This window comes from Parasphingorhabdus sp. (assembly GCF_048269915.1).
In the GTDB taxonomy this organism is placed as follows: Bacteria; Pseudomonadota; Alphaproteobacteria; order Sphingomonadales; family Sphingomonadaceae; genus Parasphingorhabdus.
Map to the genome: position 1 here is coordinate 405,392 of NZ_JBLWTY010000002.1, position 16,971 is coordinate 422,362.

The window sequence follows — 16,971 nt, forward strand, 5'->3', positions numbered from 1 at the left end:
CTTTATCTCAGAGAATATCGCTTGGCATGTCCCGATGCCACCATCTATGGACAGGATAGATTTACCTATTCATCTTTCGGGAACCCAATATTCGTGAAACTGGCATTGATTTCCCTCGCAAAGGACGATCTCGACGGAAACGGACCAATTGCCTTGTTGCCGATGTTCGCCGGTACTCTGCTCGACCTGCAGATCAACGCCGCGCAACGTTTTGGCTGCGAGAAATTTATTTTTCTCTGCCCGGTAACTCATGGTGCGCTTCTGCAGAAAATTGATGCAATGAAACAGCAGGGGCTGGATGCGGAATATGTCCGGAGCCCCCGCGATTTATTGCAATATGCAAGCGAACAGGATCATGTGGTCTATATCGCGGACGGTATCCTGCCAAATGACGAGATTGTCGCTCAGTTGAGCGGTTCGCCGCAGGAACTCCTGTTCACCGTGCTGCACGGCGAGGAATATCAGGAGTTTGAACGCATCGATCTCAATCAGCGCTGGCTGGGTATTGTTTCGCTCAAAGCATCGCGTCTGACGGCTCTGATCGATGTTCCGGATGATTGGGAAATTGGATCAGCCTTGCTCAGAATGGCCGTTCAGGCGGATTGTCCGCGGGCCATTATCTCGGATCGGAAGATGGGTGCCGGGGCGATCGCCCATGTCCAGAGCGAGATTAGCGCGGGGCAATTTACCCGGCGCAAATTGAAAGAAATCCCCACAAGGGGCGATAATTTTCTGAACCGTTTTCTGCTGCGTCCCTTGACCAAGCGCAGCCTGCCCAAGCTCTGGGCAAAGAAAAGTGCACCGCAATATCTCGGGCTTTTCTCCCTAGCGGCTGGTTTTTCAGCAATAGTCACGACCATTTTAGGCTATCCCCTCGCATCATTGAGTCTGTTGCTTTTAGGCAGTATTGCGCAATTCACCCGGGCTTCGATGGTGCAATTTGGCAGCGTCGCGAAAATCGACGACTGGGCCGATGTTGTGCTGGATTTGCTCGTCGCTGCTGGTGTGATCGTGCTGCTATCGAAAGAGTCGGACGCGACGACATTGGTGCCAAATCTGATAATAACAGCATTATTGCTATCCCATCTGCTGTTGTCGAGGACCGGGGTCGAGGATCGTCGCTTGGCGCTGGCCAGACCGGACATGCGGATGGTTCTGGTCATATTGCTGCTGGCGAGCTTTGTGGGTTCCATGGTTTATGGCCTCTACGCGGTGGCACTTTACACAGGCATGTTTCTTGTTCTTGATCGTCAATTGGCGCAAAACTCGCGGGAGCGGCGGGATTAGCCGGATTTTGGCACACTGTTCCACTTAGCAGCTTGTTAACCACATTAGGGTACGGCCTAACTATGGCACAGCGAGTTTTTCCGATGGACCGAACAAAGCGAAACGATATCATCAGCTATGCTTCGGCGACGGCCGACAGGGCTTCTTACGTGGCTGGTGATTTTGCTCAGGCTCTGTTTCCGCGCACCAATGTGGTTTTTAATGACCGCATGCTGTCGAGTGCGCGCCAATATCTGCACCGTGTCGTTGATCAGATTGAAAAACGCATCTGTTTGATTGCGACCGAAGAGCTTGGTGTTACCGACGAAAAACTTCTGACAATCGGGCATGGTGGAGACGGGCCGAGCTTTTCCTTGCTTGAGGATAGCGGTTTGCTCAAGACTGATGAAATTGTTCATCATCTGTTTGTAAAAACGCAGCAAAACGAATTAGCGGCCAGATTGCTGCAAAAAATTTCTCAGGAAGATCTCGAATCAACGTTAACCTGTCATCTGGATCATGAAGATCCCATTGTCGCAGAAGCTGCGATGGCACTCCTTGTCGCTCAATCCAACGCCACCGGGGCGACAGGCGAAATCGCTGCCAGTCTCGCTGACCTGCCGGCTGAAATTGCCTATGCTTTCGCATGGCCAGTGACGGCTGCACTCACCAGGCTTGCCGATTTTTCCGGAACGCAGTTGCGACAGGCGACAGAACGACTGCTTGCCTCGCACGACGAGAGCGCTGGTGTAGCGCGCAAGGCTGACCGTCTCGCCCAGTTACTCATGCAATCCATGACGGATAAGGATTCTATCCCGCACCCGATGAGAGATGGACTGTCATTATTTGTCGCACGGCTGGCGCGGAAATCCGGCCTGACCGGAGATCAGATCATTGCCTTTACGGCGGAGCCAAATATGGCGCGCCTGGTCGTGGTGATGCGCGCGGCGGATTTTCCTGCTCAGGAAGCCTTGTCGATATTTGCCGCACTCGATGGCGGTAGCGAAATTTTGACTGCGGCAACTTATAATGAGGCCGACCAAGGGCGAGCGAAAGCCCTGGTGTCACACTGGGCGACACCTGCTGCTTATCAAAATGCTGTACGGATTCTGGCCCGCGACACGCTGGGCGATCGCGAAAAATGACGGCTTTGGGAAAATTGGCCGAGCCGGTGCGCGGGCAAGTGGACGCTGATGGATTTTTACTGTCGGCCGATCCGTTGCTTTTGCGGCTTCATTTGCACAGCGGTGGTTATGAAGGCGGACCCCTGGCGGTTCCCGAGCTGGCAGAACTCTGCCGGCTCAGTCGGCGCCTGGGTATGAACTTATCGCGACCGGCGCAGGCATCGGATGACGACTGTCTGATCGATATGTGGGTCGAAACGCGGATTGCCGCGTCGGAACAAGACGAACTGCTCAGTCTGGCGATAGTTGACTGGAAAGAGCGGGCTTATGATGCAGCCGACAAGATCGATCCGGCGCGCGACAGGGATTTTGACCGGCTGGAAGGAAAAGGCACGATCCGGACCGACGCTGCGCTGCGGATCATTGCCCAACAAATGCCCGGAGAGGACAGCGAGGCAGCCCAGACTATCGGGAGATCGCTGATCGACATATTTGATGTGATTCCACCTTCCGCTCACGCCCGATTGCTCGAAGCGGTAGCGGAGCGCCAGCCAATGCACAATCAGCGCATGCGGGAAAAATATGGGGCCCAGCGCTTGTTCATGCTGCAAGGCCAGCCGTTGATAGACAAGGCGGGTATTTTTTCGGGCTACCGTTTCACCGCCACGCCGGATGGTAGCGGAGTGAGTGGCACGGACCAGAAGCGCTCGGCTGGCAAACTGATTAGCGACAGCCTGTTCGGGTTGCAGTTGGGGCCGGCCCTCCGGCAGCCACTGGGTAAGATCATTGCCAATGCCGAAACGATCAGTGGCAAGCTGGAAGGGCCGCTTAGGGGCGATTATGCCAGCTATGCCAAGGATATCGCCTCCGCTGGGCGTCATTTGCTCGACCTGGTCAATGATCTGTCCGATCTGGAAGCCATTGAGCGTCCTGACTTTACGGTGGCAGCGGATGATATTGATCTCGTGGACCTGGCCCATCGTGCGGCCGGTCTGTTGGCGGTCAAGGCCGCCGATCATCAGATACGGATTGATTTGCCGGACGAGGATGAAAAACTGCCCGCTCGTGGTGAATTTCGTCGGTCTCTGCAAATTCTGGTCAATCTGATCGGAAATGCAATTCGCTATTCGCCCGATGGGTCGGTGATCAAAATCCGGGTTTCCGCTGACAAAGAAAGGGCCCGGATTTCGGTGGCCGATCAGGGCGACGGTATCGCGCCGGAAGATCATGACCGGATTTTCAAAAAATTTGAACGGCTGGGACGATCAGGTGATGGCGGCAGCGGGCTGGGACTGTTTATTTCTCGGCGGCTGGCACAGGCAATGGATGGCAGTCTTACCGTAAAGAGCGCAGCTGGCAAGGGTTCAACCTTTACATTGACCTTGCCCGGTCGAAGCGAGAACAACAGCTAGGAAACTGACAAAAAAAAGGGGAGCGCCAGGCCCCCCTTCTTTCTCAAAATTCGATCATTCTAGCGCTTGTCGATCGGCACATAGTCGCGCTTGGTCGGACCGGTGTACAGCTGGCGTGGTCGGCCGATACGCTGGCCCGGATCGGAAATCATCTCGTTCCACTGGGCAACCCAGCCAACGGTGCGGGCGAGAGCGAACAACACGGTGAACATCGACGTCGGGAAGCCAATTGCCGACAGGATGATTCCGGAATAGAAATCGACGTTCGGGAACAGTTTCTTGTCGATGAAATAGGGGTCGTTGAGCGCCATTTCTTCAAGCTGCAACGCTACATCGAAGACTGGATCCTTGACCTTCAGCGTCTTGAACACTTCGCGGACGGTTTCCTGCATTACCGATGCCCGCGGATCGTAATTTTTGTAAACGCGGTGGCCAAAGCCCATCAGGCGGAACGGATCATCCTTGTCCTTGGCGCGCTCGATATATTCCGGAATGCGGTCAGGATGACCGATTTCATGCAGCATGTTGAGCGCCGCTTCGTTGGCGCCGCCATGGGCAGGTCCCCACAGGCAGGCAATGCCGGCTGCGATGCAGGCAAACGGGTTGGCACCGGATGAACCGGCAAGGCGTACGGTCGAAGTCGACGCATTTTGCTCATGGTCGGCATGGAGGATGAAAATCCGGTCCATCGCTTTTTCAATTGCCGGGTGAACTTCATATTCTTCTGCCGGAACGCCGAAGGTCATGCGCAGGAAGTTGCCGGTATAGGACAGTTCGTTGTCGGGATAGACGAACGGCTGGCCGATCGAATATTTATAGGCCATGGCTGCAATGGTCGGCATTTTGGCGACCAGACGGTGGCTGGCGATCATCCGCTGGGCGGGATCGTTGATGTCGGTGCTGTCATGGTAGAAGGCAGACAGCGCCCCGACCACACCGCACATGATCGCCATCGGGTGAGCATCACGGCGGAAGCCCTGATAAAAACCGCGCAACTGCTCGTGGACCATCGTGTGGCGGGTGATCGTATTGGTGAAGTCGGAATATTCATCCGCTGTCGGCAATTCGCCGCGCAGCAAAAGATGGGCCACTTCCATGAAGCTGCTGTGTTCGGCGAGTTGCTGGATGGGGTAGCCCCGGTGCAGCAAAATGCCTTCGCCGCCGTCGATGAAGGTCAGCTCGGATTCGCAACTTGCGGTCGATGTGAAGCCGGGATCATAAGTGAAGGCATCGGTCTGGCCATATAATTTGCGGATATCGACAACATCGGGGCCTTCAGTGCCTTTCAGAATCGGATATTCGTAATTGTCGCCATGGATGCTGAATTTTGCGGTATCGCCCATGAAATTGTCCTTTCTGCTCCTGAAACTCAGGTTTTCTCTATTTGATCTGCAAGGCGTCCCAGCGATTCTTCTTTGCCAAGAAGAATCAGGACGTCAAAAATTCCGGGTGAACTGGTGCTTCCTGTCAAGGCGGCACGCATGGGTTGTGCGAGCTTACCTAGCCCCAATTCGGCAGACTCTGCGATCGCTTTTATGGTTTCTTCCGTTGTCTCAAGCGTCCAGTCTTCCAGATCGGTCAAGCCAAGGTGAATCGATTTAAGCAGCGTCCGTGCGTCAGCGTCTAGCAGGTTTTCTGCCCGCTCGTCGAGGCCAAGTGGGCGTTTTTTAAAGAGAAAAAGACTGGATTCGGCCAATTCAATGAGATTTTTTGCCCGGCTTTTCAAAACCGGCATCGCCTGGCCGAGCAATTCTTTATCGGAAGCCGTCAATGACGCACCCAAATGTTGCTCGATCCATGGGGTCGCAAGCTCTGCCAGATCCGCATCACCGGCATCGCGCATATAATGCCCGTTCAGATTTTGCAGCTTTTTCGTGTCAAACCGCGATGGCGATTTGCCGACGCCCGACAGGTCGAACCATTCGATCGCCTGTGCCCGGGAGATGATCTCGTCATCGCCATGACCCCAGCCCAGACGCAGCAGATAGTTGAACATTGCGTCTGCCAATATGCCCATGTCGCGATAGGCTTCGACGCCCAGCGCGCCATGGCGCTTCGACAATTTGGCACCGTCATTGCCGTGGATCAACGGGATATGGGCATAGACCGGCTCCGCCCAGCCCATCGCCCGGATCAGGGCCAGCTGACGGAAGGCGTTGTTAAGATGGTCATCGCCGCGGATGAGATGGGTGACGCCCATGTCATGGTCATCGACCACAACCGCGAGCATATAGGTCGGCGTACCGTCGGAGCGCAGCAGGATGAAATCGTCAATCTCGCTATTCTGGACCGAGACATCGCCTTGCACCTCGTCCTTTATGGTGACCTTGCCGGATGTTTCCGTTTTCAGCCGGATCGCGAAGGGCGCGCCTTCCGGCGCTTCCGACGGATCGCGGTCGCGCCAGCGGCCGTCATAGCGCATCGGCTTTTTCTCCGCGCGCTGCTGTTCGCGCATGGCGGTCAGCTCTTCCGGGGTTGCGAAACATTTATAGGCATTGCCGGTTGCCAGCAGTTCGTGCGCGACTTCGGCATGGCGCGCGGCGCGTTCGGACTGGAAAACCGGTTCATCATCCCAGTCGAGACCCAGCCATTCGAGCCCTTCGAGAATCGCATCAATCGCTTCCTGCGTCGAGCGCGCCTTGTCGGTATCCTCGATCCGCAGCAGCGCCTTGCCGCCATGGTGGCGGGCAAACAGCCAGTTGAACATCGCGGTCCGGGCACCGCCGATATGCAGAAATCCGGTAGGCGAGGGGGCAAAGCGGGTTACGACCTCGTTTGTCTGTTTCGGCTGATCTGCGACATTTGAATTCACGCTTGCTTGACCCTTGTGATAGGTTTTGAAAAATGCGGGATGGATTGAGCCTGTATGGCACCAGAGGCACCGGTTCCGGTTCGATTGGCACCGCCCTTAGCATGCTGTTTCATCCACGACAATTGCTTGAATTGATGCGCGCAAAATGGTCTCGGGAGCCGCTTGAGCGCCTGCTGGAACGCGAACGTGACCAGATGGCTCTGTGGCTTCCCGTGGCACTGGGCTGCGGGATTGCGGCCTGGTTTGATCTCGCCGGTAGCGCCTGGTGGCTGGCGTTCATCAGCCTATGTGGTGCGATCGCTCTGTTCACGGCGCTGCCCGGGCAGAAGAGCAGGGCGGGACAGGCGCTCTGCTGTTTCTGTCTGGTCGCTGCAATCGGCTGCGGCCTGATCTGGTTTCGGTCCTGGCAGGTGGCCGCACCGGTGCTGGAGCGTCCCGTGGTTACCCGGTTCACCGCCAAAATCGAACGGATCGAGCCGGTTCTGGCCCGCGACATGGTGCGGCTGACGCTGAAAACCGGTAAAGGTCAGCAGCTGCCACCGCATGTCCGGGTGAATGTGCCCCTCGATCATGCCGGAGCGGATCTGCAAAATGGGGCCCTGATCCAATTGCGCGCGCGTTTGATGCCACCGGCGATGCCCGCTCTTCCAGGCGCCTATGATTTTTCCCGGCGGGCCTGGTTTCAGGGGCTTGGCGCGACCGGCCAGGCGCTGGGAGAGATCAGCATATTGCGACGCGCCGATCCTCTGTTCTCGCTGTCAGAATACCGGCAGCAACTGTCCGCCCATGTCCAGTCGCAAATGACGGGGGCTGCGGGTGCGATCGGGGCGACATTGGCCAGCGGGGATCGCGGCGCCATTGCCGAATCCGATGCGGAAGCCATGCGGCGCAGCGGGCTGGCGCATCTGCTTTCGATCAGCGGTCTGCATGTCACGGCGGTGGTCGGGGCCATCTATCTGATGATGTTGAAGGCACTCGCATTTTTCCCAGCGCTGGTCCTGCGATTTCGTTTGCCGATTTTTGCCGCAGGCTGCGCGGTCCTGGCGGCAGTGGCCTATACGCTGATGACCGGCGCTCAGGTTCCGACCATCCGGGCCTGTGTCGCGGCCCTGCTGGTGCTGGTGGCGCTGATAATGGGCCGCAGCGCGATCACCCTGCGGATGGTCGCGGCGGGGGCGCTGTTCGTATTGATCTTCTGGCCGGAATCACTGGTCGGGCCGAGTTTTCAGCTCAGTTTTGCAGCGGTCACCGCGATCATTGCCCTGCACGAACATCCGCGGATCAAGGCTTTGTTTGCGTTGCGCGAGGAAAATCTGGCACGCCGGACCGGCCGCTTCCTTCTGTCCCTTTTCCTCACCGGTCTGGTGGTGGAAATCGCCCTCATGCCGATTGCGCTGTTCCATTTCCACAAGGCCGGGCTTTATGGCGCGCTGGCCAATATCATCGCTATTCCGCTGACAACATTTGTGATCATGCCGCTGGAAGCGCTGGCGTTGGTGCTCGACTGCGCCGGGCTTGGCGCTCCGGCATGGTGGCTCTGCGAGAAAGCGCTGGGCAGCCTGATCGCTGTGGCCCATTTTGTCTCCAGCCGGCCGGGTGCGGTGACCCTGTTGCCGACCATGCCGGTTGTCGCTTTCGGGCTGGTGATCGCAGGGGGGCTGTGGATCTGCCTGTGGCGGGAGCGCTGGCGCTACTGGGGTCTGATGCCTGCCGCTGTCGGGGGATTGCTGATCGTCACCACCGGCGCGCCGGATATCTATATCACCGGTGACGGCCGTCATGTCGGAATCCGCAATGAACAGGGAGAGCTGGCGATGTTGCGTCCCCGCAGCGGCGATTATATTCGCAGCATGATATTGGAAAATGCCGGCGTTTCCCGAGGGGCACAAATGCTTGACGATTGGTCCGGTGCCGACTGCAATGCCGATTCCTGTCTTGTCACCCTGTCCGGCAAGGATCGCAACTGGACGCTGATGGCGACCCGCAGCTCGCATTATATCCCGGCGCTGGCGCTTTCCGCAGCCTGTCGCCGCGTGGATATCGTCGTCAGCGACCGGCATCTGCCGACCAGCTGCGAGCCACGCTGGCTGAAAGCGGACCGCGACTTGTTATCGCGTGTGGGCGGGCTGACCATCAATCTGCAAAAGCAGGCAATATCCACTGCACTCGGGTGGACAGGACGTCATGACTGGACGCGCTACAAGTCCCGGAAAATTGGCGGGCAGGACAAGCGTCCCGCCGTCAAAAATCAGTAACGGCGGAGCAAGCCGGCCATCTTGCCCTGGATACGGACTTCGCCCGGCCCGTAAAGCTGTGGTTCATAGGCGGCATTGGCAGGATCAAGCCGCACACGAACTCCGTCCTTGTGGAGATATTTCAGCGTGGCTTCTTCCTCGTGGATCAAGGCCACGACAATCTCGCCATCGCGCGCCACTTCGGTTTTCTGGATCAGCGCATAATCGCCGTCCAATATACCCGCGTCGATCATCGAATCGCCGGATACTTCCAGTGCATAATGTTCGCCGGGGCCGAGCAGGGCGGCAGGAACGCTGAGCGCCGACTGGCCTTCCATCGCCTCGATCGGCGCGCCGGCGGCGATCCGGCCGTGCAGCGGGATTTCCAGCACGTCATTATTGGCGGCGGGGGCAGGATTGGAGATCACTTCGCGCACCGGCGTTTCCGGATGCAGCGAGACAACATTGGAGGGCTCCGCTTCCTGCACGCCACCTTCCGGCAGCTTCAGCACTTCCAGTGCCCGCGCCCGGTTGGGCAGGCGGCGGATGAAGTGCCGCTCCTCGAGCGCGCTGATCAACCGGTGAATGCCCGACTTGGACTTGAGCCCGAGCGCTTCCTTCATTTCCTCGAACGAGGGGGAAACGCCGCTATCCTTCAGCCTGTCATCGATGAAACAGAGCAATTCATGTTGCTTTTGCGTGAGCATGTCCAGTGTCCTGTTCTGGGAACGAATAAGGAACAATTAAGAAACAAAACGGGGGAAGTCAAGCGGGAAGTGATTATCCCTTTTACATAGGTAATTGACTCGACTCACTATCGACGCGATAGCTGATGAATGTCGCTTCCCATGAAATGCAATAAATGTGACCATCAATTCATAGCCCACGGGATTAAAATTAGAAACTCGCGCGGCGGTTACATCGGTAACGTCAGTGAACCTTGTGAACGCTCAGATTGCAACGGTATCGCGAGCAGCCAACCCGGCACATATGATCACGATGCTGATGGAAACATTACGTTTTTTATTAGTGGAGTTGCGAGAGCATTTCACGCACCTGAAATGACACGCGAAAAGGTCAGCGCAGCCAAGGAGGTTGTCCAAGATGCATCGAATGGCGCAATTGGATCAGATGAGGCCTTAAAACAGCTAGAAGAAATAAGTGCGACGTTGGCGTCGGTGCTCAGGCAATCAGGACAAAGAAAAATAAATTGGGAGCTTCTACTCGCAATAATCGTTTTTATTGTTTCGATTTATCAACGTGAGCAAGACGCCGCTGACGCTCAATCTCAGATAGAAGCTCTTGAGCAGCAAGTCGAGTTGTCTCAGAAGCAGTTAGATGCAACTCAGAAACAGACTGAGACTTCTCAAGAGATGTTAAAAGAGTGGCGGAAATTGCGCGCTGACGCTCAAGAGCGGGAAGCCAGAACAATGAAGCAAGAGCAACACCAAGTAAAAAGCACAGTCTTTGGGACGGCAAATCGCCACGAGCGCAGAAAACAGAAGGCGATTGAAAGGCGCGCTCAAAAGAAGAAATGACATTTCTTAGCATTGATGATAGAATCGCATAATGCCCACCTTAAAGCAAGCAATAAAAGACAATAGACTCAAAGAGTTCATCAAGGAACATGAGTCGGATCATGACGGCGACGAAGCCGCCATTGAGGCCACGCTCACATCGATGGTTGGTAAGTCGAAACCAGTTCCGAAAACATCGTCTCGGGACGGTGACGACGATTGAAACGATATTCAGCTTCCTTGGCATATTTCCAAAGGTGCTGCGGCGAAACATGAATGTGAGTGCCAAAGATACCGCGCTTCAACTGTGACCAGAAACCTTCAATTCCGTTTGTCGTCGTGCCGGTAGGGCTAACCCACTGCTTTTCGCTGTGATTGACCGTCTTGTGCCAATATTTGTGACCCGTTCCGTCCAGACCGGCATAGCTCATGAAATCGTCGGTGTGAATTTCGGTGTGAGGCAGCACGTTGGCGACGATATTGCCCTGTAGCGTCGATTTGCGGCGATTTGGGATAACAACCGTCATGACTTCGCCGTTACGCTGCATCATGCCCATGATCGCTGTCTTGCCGTCTTTGTTGCCGGGACCGCCGCCATGATTGACGCCGCCAATATAGGTTTCGTCCACTTCAACGATTTTCATAAAGCCGCCAAGGGGTGTTTCACCGTCCACATCGGCCATATGCTCACGGATCAGGCCAGCCATGCGCCATGCGGTCTTGTAGGTGACGCCTAGCTGGCGCTGCAATTCCTTGGCCGCGACGCCGTGGCGCGTGGTGGTGAACAGATAGATCGCATAGAACCAAAGCTGCAAGGGCGTCCGGCTCTTTTCAAAGGGAGTGCCAACAGTCGGGTGCAGGTGGTGACCGCACCACTGGCAGGAATAAGCGCGCTCGGCTTTGATCCGATACCAGTTCGACGCCTTTCCGCATTTTGGGCATTCGTAGCCCTGTCCGAAACGAACATCAAAGATATGCTGCAAGCAAGCTTCATCATCGGGAAACTGCTTAAAGAATTGAGCGATTGTGAGGGGTTTCTGTTTCATGCCTATTATGTAGCATAAATCACTACGTATGGCAAGGGGATAACCACTAAGCGGGAAGTGATTGTGCCGTTGGCAGAACGGTGGGCAACATGGACAAATTGATCCGTGGCCTCAATGGGGGGCTATTGGCGTTTTCCGGTAGAAAGCTGTCGTTCTGGACACGCCCCAAATGCTGGTCGTTCAATGATGATTCGAAGCTGTCTGAGAGCCGTTATTTTCAATCCGAAATGCACGCTTACCGAACGACGGGCAAGGGGTGGGAACGGATCATATCTCGAACTTGAAACGATCAACAGTGATGAGATAATTCTGAATCAACGCTCCAGAGTTTATGGTCTGAAGCGGATTATTTACCCCAGCCTCCGAGCGACTTGGCGACCATCCACAAGTAGAAAGCGTAGAGTGCGACAAACAGAAGTGCGACGAAAGCAATTGCCGGAATGACGAGTCCTTCGTCGCCGGGCTTTGTCGGGACAAAGATTGAAATGAAAACCATCGCAATAAGCACGAAGGCGAACAAAGCCGGGATAAAGGCGAGGGCGAAGCGACGCGGTGCTGTTTTGGTCACCGTGCCATCGAGCAACCATTGCATTGGCAGCGTCGTTTCGTTGCGATAGCGGTAATTTGCTCGCCGCGACATTTCCGTCATTACAACTATCGTTATGATTGCAATAATGGACTGGAGCATCTCGCAAGCCTTCTGTGTCTGCCTTATCCTATGCCTGTCCTCCTTTTTTGCAACTAAATGTGGAAGGCCAATGGAACGCGTGATCACGTCGAGCAGACTATTTGATGTCGCTTATCGGATCCTAGGCGGTGGTGGACACAATTCTAAGGAGTGCCGTACGCCTGTTTTCACCTCTCGGAACCCGACATTCCGCGAACCACCCAATTTCAGCCTTTCAGCGCGCTCTGGCAGCAGGCCAATAGCGGACCTCAACTAGGCAAAAAGATTAGGAGAAGGCCTGAGAAATTAAGTGTCAATCGCTGTTATCGAAGCGTTATCTTTCGACCCTGGCAATTATATCGCAATATAGGGCACCATCTCGCCTACATCAGCCGCCTCCGCCTCGGCCGGACGGCAAAGCAGCGCATTGGCCGCAGCCAGCACCGAAAGCTTGGCGCTGTCCTGGCTGCCAAAAGGCATGATCCCGGCTTGATCAACTTTCGCACGCAGAAACTGGGCGCGGGGGCCGTTGGCGGGTAGGGGCTCTGTGGTCGCTGCGCGTTGATATTCGGGCAGAAAATGGTTGGATCCGGCCATATATCGTATCAAAGGGAGCAGAAACAGGGTTGCCGCGACAAAGGCGGAGGCGGGGTTGCCGGGGAGCGCCAGGATCACCGTCTTGCCGAGCGTTCCGGCCATCACCGGCTTGCCCGGTTTCATCGCGATCTTGTAGAAATCAATGTCCGCGCCAAGCCGCTCGAACGCGGGGCCGACCAGATCGTGATCGCCGACCGAGGCGCCGCCGATGGTCACGATGATATCGCAATCCTTCGCGCTTGCCAGCGTCTGGCACAATATCTCCATATCATCCGGAATCCGGCTCAGACTGCGGGTCTCGGCGGTCAGGCCGGACAGCATGGCTGACAGCATGACGTCATTGCTGGCGGGTATCTGGTGGGGCAGGGTGGCGCTGCCCGGCGCGACCAGTTCATCGCCGGTCGAGACCACCGCCACGCGGGGCTGCTGGCCGACCGAAAGTTCGCCATAGCCGGCGATCACCGCTTCGCCGAGCGCCGCCGCATTGAGCAGGCTGCCTGTGGGCAGGCCGACGCTTCCCTGCTTGAAATCGCCGCCCTGATGGCGGACATGGCGGCCTTTTGCGGGCGAGGGTTCTGCGGTCAAGCGGATGGTGGTGCCGTCGGCCGCGACATTTTCCTGCATGACCACGGTATCAGCGCCTTCGGGTAGCAGCGCTCCGGTGAAGATGCGCGCGGTTTCGCCGGGTTGCAGGGCGCGGCAGGGCGGGCTTCCGGCGGGACATTCGCCGATCAGGGTCCACGGGCCGTTCCGGTCCTCGAAACGGATCGCATAGCCGTCCATCGCCGACATATCGGCAGCCGGCTGCTCGCGTCTGGCGATCAGGTCTCCGGCGATATAGCGGCCGAGCGCATTATGGACGGAAAGCGTTTCGGCGGGCAGGCGGGACGCCAGCGCGATCAGTCGCTGCTGCGCTTCGTCCAGAGGCAGCAAGCTGCTCATTCCGCTACCCAGTCTCCCGATTTTCCGCCGCTTTTCGAGAGCAGGCGGATATCGCTGATCACCATGTCCTTCTGCATTGCCTTGGACATATCATAGATTGTTAAGAGTGCGACAGAACAGGCTGTTAAGGCTTCCATTTCTACGCCCGTCTTGCCGGTCAGGCGGGCCATGGACGAGACCTTGATGCCGTCATCGAGAAAGGTGAAATCCACCGCCACCTTGGTCAGCGCCAGCGGGTGGCATAAAGGTATAAGATCGCTGGTCTTTTTCGCCGCCATGATCCCGGAAATGCGAGCGGTCGCCAGCACATCGCCCTTTTTCATGGCGTTCGCTTTTATAGCTTCCAATACTTCCAATTTCATCGCGATCCGGCCCTCGGCACGGGCCTCGCGGACCGTGTCGGCCTTGCCGCCCACATCGACCATATGGGCCGCGCCATCGCCGTCGATATGGGTCAATTTGCTCATGGAGTTCCTGTCAGCAGCTGCCGGGTTGCGGTCTCGACATTATCCTGTCGCATAAGAGATTCACCTACCAAAAAGGCGCGGGCCCCCGATTGGGAGAGGCGCTTGCAGTCTTCATGGTTGAAGATACCGCTTTCCGAGACCATGATCCGGTCGTCGGGCACCAGCTTGGCCAGTCGTTCGGTCTGGTCGAGGCTGGTCTCGAAGGTCTTGAGATTGCGGTTGTTGATGCCGAGCAGGGGCGATTGCAGCTTCAGCGCCCGTTCCAGCTCTGCTTCGTCATGCACCTCGATCAGCGCGTCCATGCCGAGCGCCAGCGCTTCCGCCTCGATCTCCGCCGCCAGAGCGTCGTCCAGCACCGCCATGATGATCAGGATCGCATCCGCGCCCAGCGCCCGCGATTCGGCGACCTGCCAGGGATCGACCATGAAATCCTTGCGCAGGCAGGGCAGGGCCACCGCAGCGCGCGCCGCCACTAGATATTCGTCCGCGCCCTGGAAATAGGGCTGGTCGGTCAGAACCGAGAGACAGGCCGCACCACCGGCCTGATAGGCAAGCGCGTGGGCCGGGGGATCGAAATCCTCACGGATCAGACCCTTGGACGGGCTGGCTTTCTTGATCTCCGCGATCAGGGCAAAGCCGTTGGCCGATTTCGCTCGGATCGCTGAAGCAAAACCGCGCGGCGCGCTCTGACGGGCGATGTCCTCGCTCAGCTTCGACGCCGGAACATCAGCCTTGCGTTGCCGCACATAGTCCCGCGTCGTTGCGCAGATTTCTTCAAGCTTGTTCATTGGTTGGCGATCCAGCAATTCAGCATGGCGTTGGCAAGCCCCTTGTCGAGCGCCTCGGCGGCTTCCTCGACGCCTTCTTCCCAGCTGTCGACCTCGCCCGCAACCATCAGCGCCGCGGCGCTGTTGAGCAGCACGGCGTCGCGATAGGCGGATTTCTCGCCCTGCAGCAGCGCCTTGAGCGCAGCGGCATTATATTCGGCATCTCCGCCCTTGATTGCGTCCGCCGGATGGCGGGTCAGGCCAGCATCTTCCGGCGTAATACGGCTGATGGTGACGCTGCCATCTCTGATGATGGCAACGCGGCTTGGCCCCGAGATGCTGAGCTCGTCGAGCCCTTCCTCACCGGAGACGATCATCGCCTTGTCATAGCCCAGCTGCAGCGCTGCTTCGGCATAGGTTTCGACCAGATCGGGCGAGGCAACGCCGATCAACTGGCGCTTGACCTTGGCTGGATTGCACAGGGGACCGAGCAGATTGAAGATCGTCCGGCGACCGATGGCCTTGCGGATCGGGGCCAGCGGACCGAGTGCCGGATGATGGTTGGGGGCGAAGAAAAAGGCGATGCCGATGTCGCGCAGGCTCTGCTCGCCATTGGTCGCCGCTTTCGCCAGATCGAGACCAAGCGCTTCCAGCGTGTCCGCTGCTCCCGATTTGCTCGATGCGGCGCGGTTGCCATGTTTCGCCATCGGAATTTCGCAGGCGGCGACCACCAGAGCGGTGGCGGTGGAAATATTCAGGCTATGGCTGCCATCGCCACCGGTGCCGCAGACATCAATCGCATTGGCAGGCGCATCGACACCGATCATCCGGGCGCGCATTTCTGTTGCTGCTGCGGCGATCTCGGTGGCCGTCTCGCCCCGGTCGGCCAGCGCGACCAGAAAGGCTGTAATGTCTTCTGCGGAACAGGATCCGTCCAATATCGCGGAAAAGGCTTCGCGGGCCGCTGCTTCGGACAGGGCGCTTGCCGGATCGGGCAAGGTCATGCCCGTTCCTTCGCTTCGATCCCCGCGATCGCCATGAAATTGGCCAGCAGGGCATGGCCATGTTCGGTGGCGATGCTCTCGGGATGGAACTGGACGCCGTGAATCGGCAGGCTTTCGTGGCGGAAGCCCATCACCGAACCATCGTCGGCGGTCGCGTTGACCGGCAGGCAGGCGGGAATATCCTCGACTATCAGCGAGTGATAGCGGGTCGCGGTATAGGGTGAGGGCAGGCCGGCAAAGACACCGCTGCTGTCATGGGTCACCGGCGATGTCTTGCCATGCATCAACCCACCGCGCACCACCTTGCCGCCGAAATGCTGGCCAATGCTCTGATGGCCCAGGCAGACGCCAAGCAACGGTTTCTCGGCATCGGCGCAGGCCGCGACCAGATCGAGCGATATGCCCGCTTCATTGGGGGTGCAGGGACCAGGCGAAATCAGAAAGGCCTGCGCGCCCGTGGCCAGCGCTTCGCTGGCGGTCAGCGCGTCATTGCGCTCAACCCGCACCTCAGCGCCCAGTTCCATCAGATAATGGACCAGGTTGAAGGTGAAGCTATCATAATTGTCGATGACGAGGATCATGCAAAGCTGCCTAGTGGGAAATATCCCTCAGGCCAAGTGTTTCTGCGAAGGCTTTGACCTGAGCTTTTGTGGTGATAGGGAAATAGCCAATCACCTGCCGTTAGCACTGAGCTTGTCGAAGTGTGCTTGTCGTCGATAGGCGTCCTTCGACAGGCTCAGGACTAGCGGTTTTAGTAATATGCCTGTTTGGAGAATCATCATGGGCCAGCCCGTCACCGTCAATATTCCACACAAACTGGGCCTGGCCGAAGCCAAGAACCGGATCGGCAGCGGGGTTCACACGCTCGGCGATATCATCCCGGGCGCCAGCCTTACCGACCATCGCTGGGAAGGCGATCATCTCCATTTTACCCTGGAGGCCGTCGGCCAGCGTATCGGCAGCGAAATGCAGGTCCGCGAAGACGAGGTCTACGCCATCTTCGACCTGCCGCCGATGCTGGCGATGTTCGCCAACAAGATCAAGGCGAAGCTGATGAAGGAAGCGCCGAAGATGCTGGAATAGCGGGCGAGCGACACAGTCTCTGATCGTTTGCGG

Annotated in this window: 16 protein-coding genes; 6 read left to right on the forward strand and 10 right to left on the reverse strand. The window is 57.3% G+C overall.

The genetic code is table 11. The annotated features are described in order from the left end of the window. Positions 1–93: 93 nt before the first annotated feature. The 3 genes from ACN0WX_RS06900 to ACN0WX_RS06910 all read left to right on the forward strand — a co-directional run bounded on the left by ACN0WX_RS06900 (position 94) and on the right by ACN0WX_RS06910 (position 3,802). Entirely contained in the window at positions 94–1,287 is a 1,194-nt protein-coding gene (locus ACN0WX_RS06900) for a hypothetical protein (protein WP_417621557.1), read from the forward strand. Between the two features lie 83 nt (positions 1,288–1,370). Next, a complete protein-coding gene (locus tag ACN0WX_RS06905; RefSeq protein WP_417621558.1) occupies positions 1,371–2,411 on the forward strand; it encodes a hypothetical protein in 1,041 nt (346 codons plus the stop codon). Next, a complete protein-coding gene (locus ACN0WX_RS06910; protein WP_417621559.1) occupies positions 2,408–3,802 on the forward strand; it encodes a sensor histidine kinase in 1,395 nt (464 codons plus the stop codon). Before ACN0WX_RS06905 ends, ACN0WX_RS06910 begins: the two co-directional genes overlap by 4 nt. Before the next feature lie 59 nt (positions 3,803–3,861). On the opposite strand, the gene ACN0WX_RS06915 is transcribed toward ACN0WX_RS06910, so the two are convergent. After that, the gene (locus ACN0WX_RS06915; protein ID WP_417621560.1) at positions 3,862–5,145 is read right to left on the reverse strand and encodes a citrate synthase; all 1,284 of its coding nucleotides are present in this window, start codon (positions 5,143–5,145) and stop codon (positions 3,862–3,864) included. A 26-nt stretch (positions 5,146–5,171) separates the two neighbouring features. Continuing rightward, a complete protein-coding gene (gene gltX / locus ACN0WX_RS06920; RefSeq protein WP_417621561.1) occupies positions 5,172–6,614 on the reverse strand; it encodes a glutamate--tRNA ligase in 1,443 nt (480 codons plus the stop codon). Positions 6,615–6,646: 32 nt separating this feature from the next. On the opposite strand from gltX, the gene ACN0WX_RS06925 reads away from it, so the two are divergent. Then, positions 6,647–8,869, forward strand: a complete 2,223-nt coding sequence (locus tag ACN0WX_RS06925) for a ComEC/Rec2 family competence protein (protein ID WP_417621562.1) — start codon at positions 6,647–6,649, stop codon at positions 8,867–8,869. Here the strand turns inward: ACN0WX_RS06925 and lexA are convergent. Beyond that, the gene (lexA, locus tag ACN0WX_RS06930; protein ID WP_417621563.1) at positions 8,863–9,555 is read right to left on the reverse strand and encodes a transcriptional repressor LexA; all 693 of its coding nucleotides are present in this window, start codon (positions 9,553–9,555) and stop codon (positions 8,863–8,865) included. The two genes, ACN0WX_RS06925 and lexA, sit on opposite strands and share 7 nt — an antisense overlap. Positions 9,556–9,696: 141 nt before the next feature. On the opposite strand from lexA, the gene ACN0WX_RS06935 reads away from it, so the two are divergent. Then, positions 9,697–10,386, forward strand: a complete 690-nt coding sequence (locus ACN0WX_RS06935; protein ID WP_417621564.1) for a hypothetical protein — start codon at positions 9,697–9,699, stop codon at positions 10,384–10,386. 134 nt (positions 10,387–10,520) lie between these two features. On the opposite strand, the gene ACN0WX_RS06940 is transcribed toward ACN0WX_RS06935, so the two are convergent. From ACN0WX_RS06940 to ACN0WX_RS06970, 7 genes are all read right to left on the reverse strand, one after another. Further along, positions 10,521–11,411 carry an IS1595 family transposase gene (locus ACN0WX_RS06940; RefSeq protein ID WP_417621565.1) on the reverse strand — a complete coding sequence of 297 codons (891 nt, stop codon included), beginning with the start codon at positions 11,409–11,411 and terminating at the stop codon, positions 10,521–10,523. A 346-nt stretch (positions 11,412–11,757) separates the two neighbouring features. Beyond that, positions 11,758–12,060 carry a hypothetical protein gene (locus ACN0WX_RS06945; protein ID WP_417621566.1) on the reverse strand — a complete coding sequence of 101 codons (303 nt, stop codon included), beginning with the start codon at positions 12,058–12,060 and terminating at the stop codon, positions 11,758–11,760. 372 nt (positions 12,061–12,432) lie between these two features. Then, positions 12,433–13,617 (reverse strand): gephyrin-like molybdotransferase Glp, encoded by a 1,185-nt coding sequence (gene glp, locus ACN0WX_RS06950; protein ID WP_417621567.1) that lies wholly within the window; start codon positions 13,615–13,617, stop codon positions 12,433–12,435. Then, entirely contained in the window at positions 13,614–14,084 is a 471-nt protein-coding gene (gene moaC, locus ACN0WX_RS06955; RefSeq protein ID WP_417621568.1) for a cyclic pyranopterin monophosphate synthase MoaC, read from the reverse strand. The genes glp and moaC overlap by 4 nt, the downstream gene beginning before the upstream one ends. Beyond that, complete coding sequence (trpC, locus tag ACN0WX_RS06960) at positions 14,081–14,872, reverse strand: indole-3-glycerol phosphate synthase TrpC (RefSeq protein WP_417621569.1); 792 nt, start codon at positions 14,870–14,872, stop codon at positions 14,081–14,083. The genes moaC and trpC overlap by 4 nt, the downstream gene beginning before the upstream one ends. Then, positions 14,869–15,855: an anthranilate phosphoribosyltransferase gene (gene trpD, locus ACN0WX_RS06965; RefSeq protein WP_417621570.1), complete on the reverse strand. Its 987-nt coding sequence runs from the start codon at positions 15,853–15,855 to the stop codon at positions 14,869–14,871. The genes trpC and trpD overlap by 4 nt, the downstream gene beginning before the upstream one ends. Continuing rightward, positions 15,852–16,436, reverse strand: coding sequence for an anthranilate synthase component II (locus ACN0WX_RS06970; RefSeq protein ID WP_417621571.1), 585 nt, complete (start codon positions 16,434–16,436; stop codon positions 15,852–15,854). Before ACN0WX_RS06970 ends, trpD begins: the two co-directional genes overlap by 4 nt. Positions 16,437–16,635: 199 nt before the next feature. Between ACN0WX_RS06970 and ACN0WX_RS06975 the strand changes: the two genes are divergently transcribed. Further along, the gene (locus tag ACN0WX_RS06975; RefSeq protein ID WP_417621573.1) at positions 16,636–16,938 is read left to right on the forward strand and encodes a polyhydroxyalkanoic acid system family protein; all 303 of its coding nucleotides are present in this window, start codon (positions 16,636–16,638) and stop codon (positions 16,936–16,938) included. The last annotated feature ends 33 nt before the right edge of the window (positions 16,939–16,971 follow it).

Excerpts from the sequence above, each read along its gene's own strand:
- ACN0WX_RS06905 (WP_417621558.1), top strand. The coding sequence starts at position 1,371 with ATGGACCGAACAAAGCGAAACGATATCATCAGCTATGCTTCGGCGACG.
- ACN0WX_RS06910 (WP_417621559.1), top strand. The coding sequence starts at position 2,408 with ATGACGGCTTTGGGAAAATTGGCCGAGCCGGTGCGCGGGCAAGTGGAC.
- ACN0WX_RS06915 (WP_417621560.1), bottom strand. The coding sequence starts at position 5,145 with ATGGGCGATACCGCAAAATTCAGCATCCATGGCGACAATTACGAATAT.
- ACN0WX_RS06925 (WP_417621562.1), top strand. The coding sequence starts at position 6,647 with ATGCGGGATGGATTGAGCCTGTATGGCACCAGAGGCACCGGTTCCGGT.
- lexA (WP_417621563.1), bottom strand. The coding sequence starts at position 9,555 with ATGCTCACGCAAAAGCAACATGAATTGCTCTGTTTCATCGATGACAGG.
- ACN0WX_RS06935 (WP_417621564.1), top strand. The coding sequence starts at position 9,697 with ATGAAATGCAATAAATGTGACCATCAATTCATAGCCCACGGGATTAAA.
- ACN0WX_RS06940 (WP_417621565.1), bottom strand. The coding sequence starts at position 11,411 with ATGAAACAGAAACCCCTCACAATCGCTCAATTCTTTAAGCAGTTTCCC.
- ACN0WX_RS06945 (WP_417621566.1), bottom strand. The coding sequence starts at position 12,060 with ATGACGGAAATGTCGCGGCGAGCAAATTACCGCTATCGCAACGAAACG.
- glp (WP_417621567.1), bottom strand. The coding sequence starts at position 13,617 with ATGAGCAGCTTGCTGCCTCTGGACGAAGCGCAGCAGCGACTGATCGCG.
- moaC (WP_417621568.1), bottom strand. The coding sequence starts at position 14,084 with ATGAGCAAATTGACCCATATCGACGGCGATGGCGCGGCCCATATGGTC.
- trpC (WP_417621569.1), bottom strand. The coding sequence starts at position 14,872 with ATGAACAAGCTTGAAGAAATCTGCGCAACGACGCGGGACTATGTGCGG.
- trpD (WP_417621570.1), bottom strand. The coding sequence starts at position 15,855 with ATGACCTTGCCCGATCCGGCAAGCGCCCTGTCCGAAGCAGCGGCCCGC.
- ACN0WX_RS06970 (WP_417621571.1), bottom strand. The coding sequence starts at position 16,436 with ATGATCCTCGTCATCGACAATTATGATAGCTTCACCTTCAACCTGGTC.
- ACN0WX_RS06975 (WP_417621573.1), top strand. The coding sequence starts at position 16,636 with ATGGGCCAGCCCGTCACCGTCAATATTCCACACAAACTGGGCCTGGCC.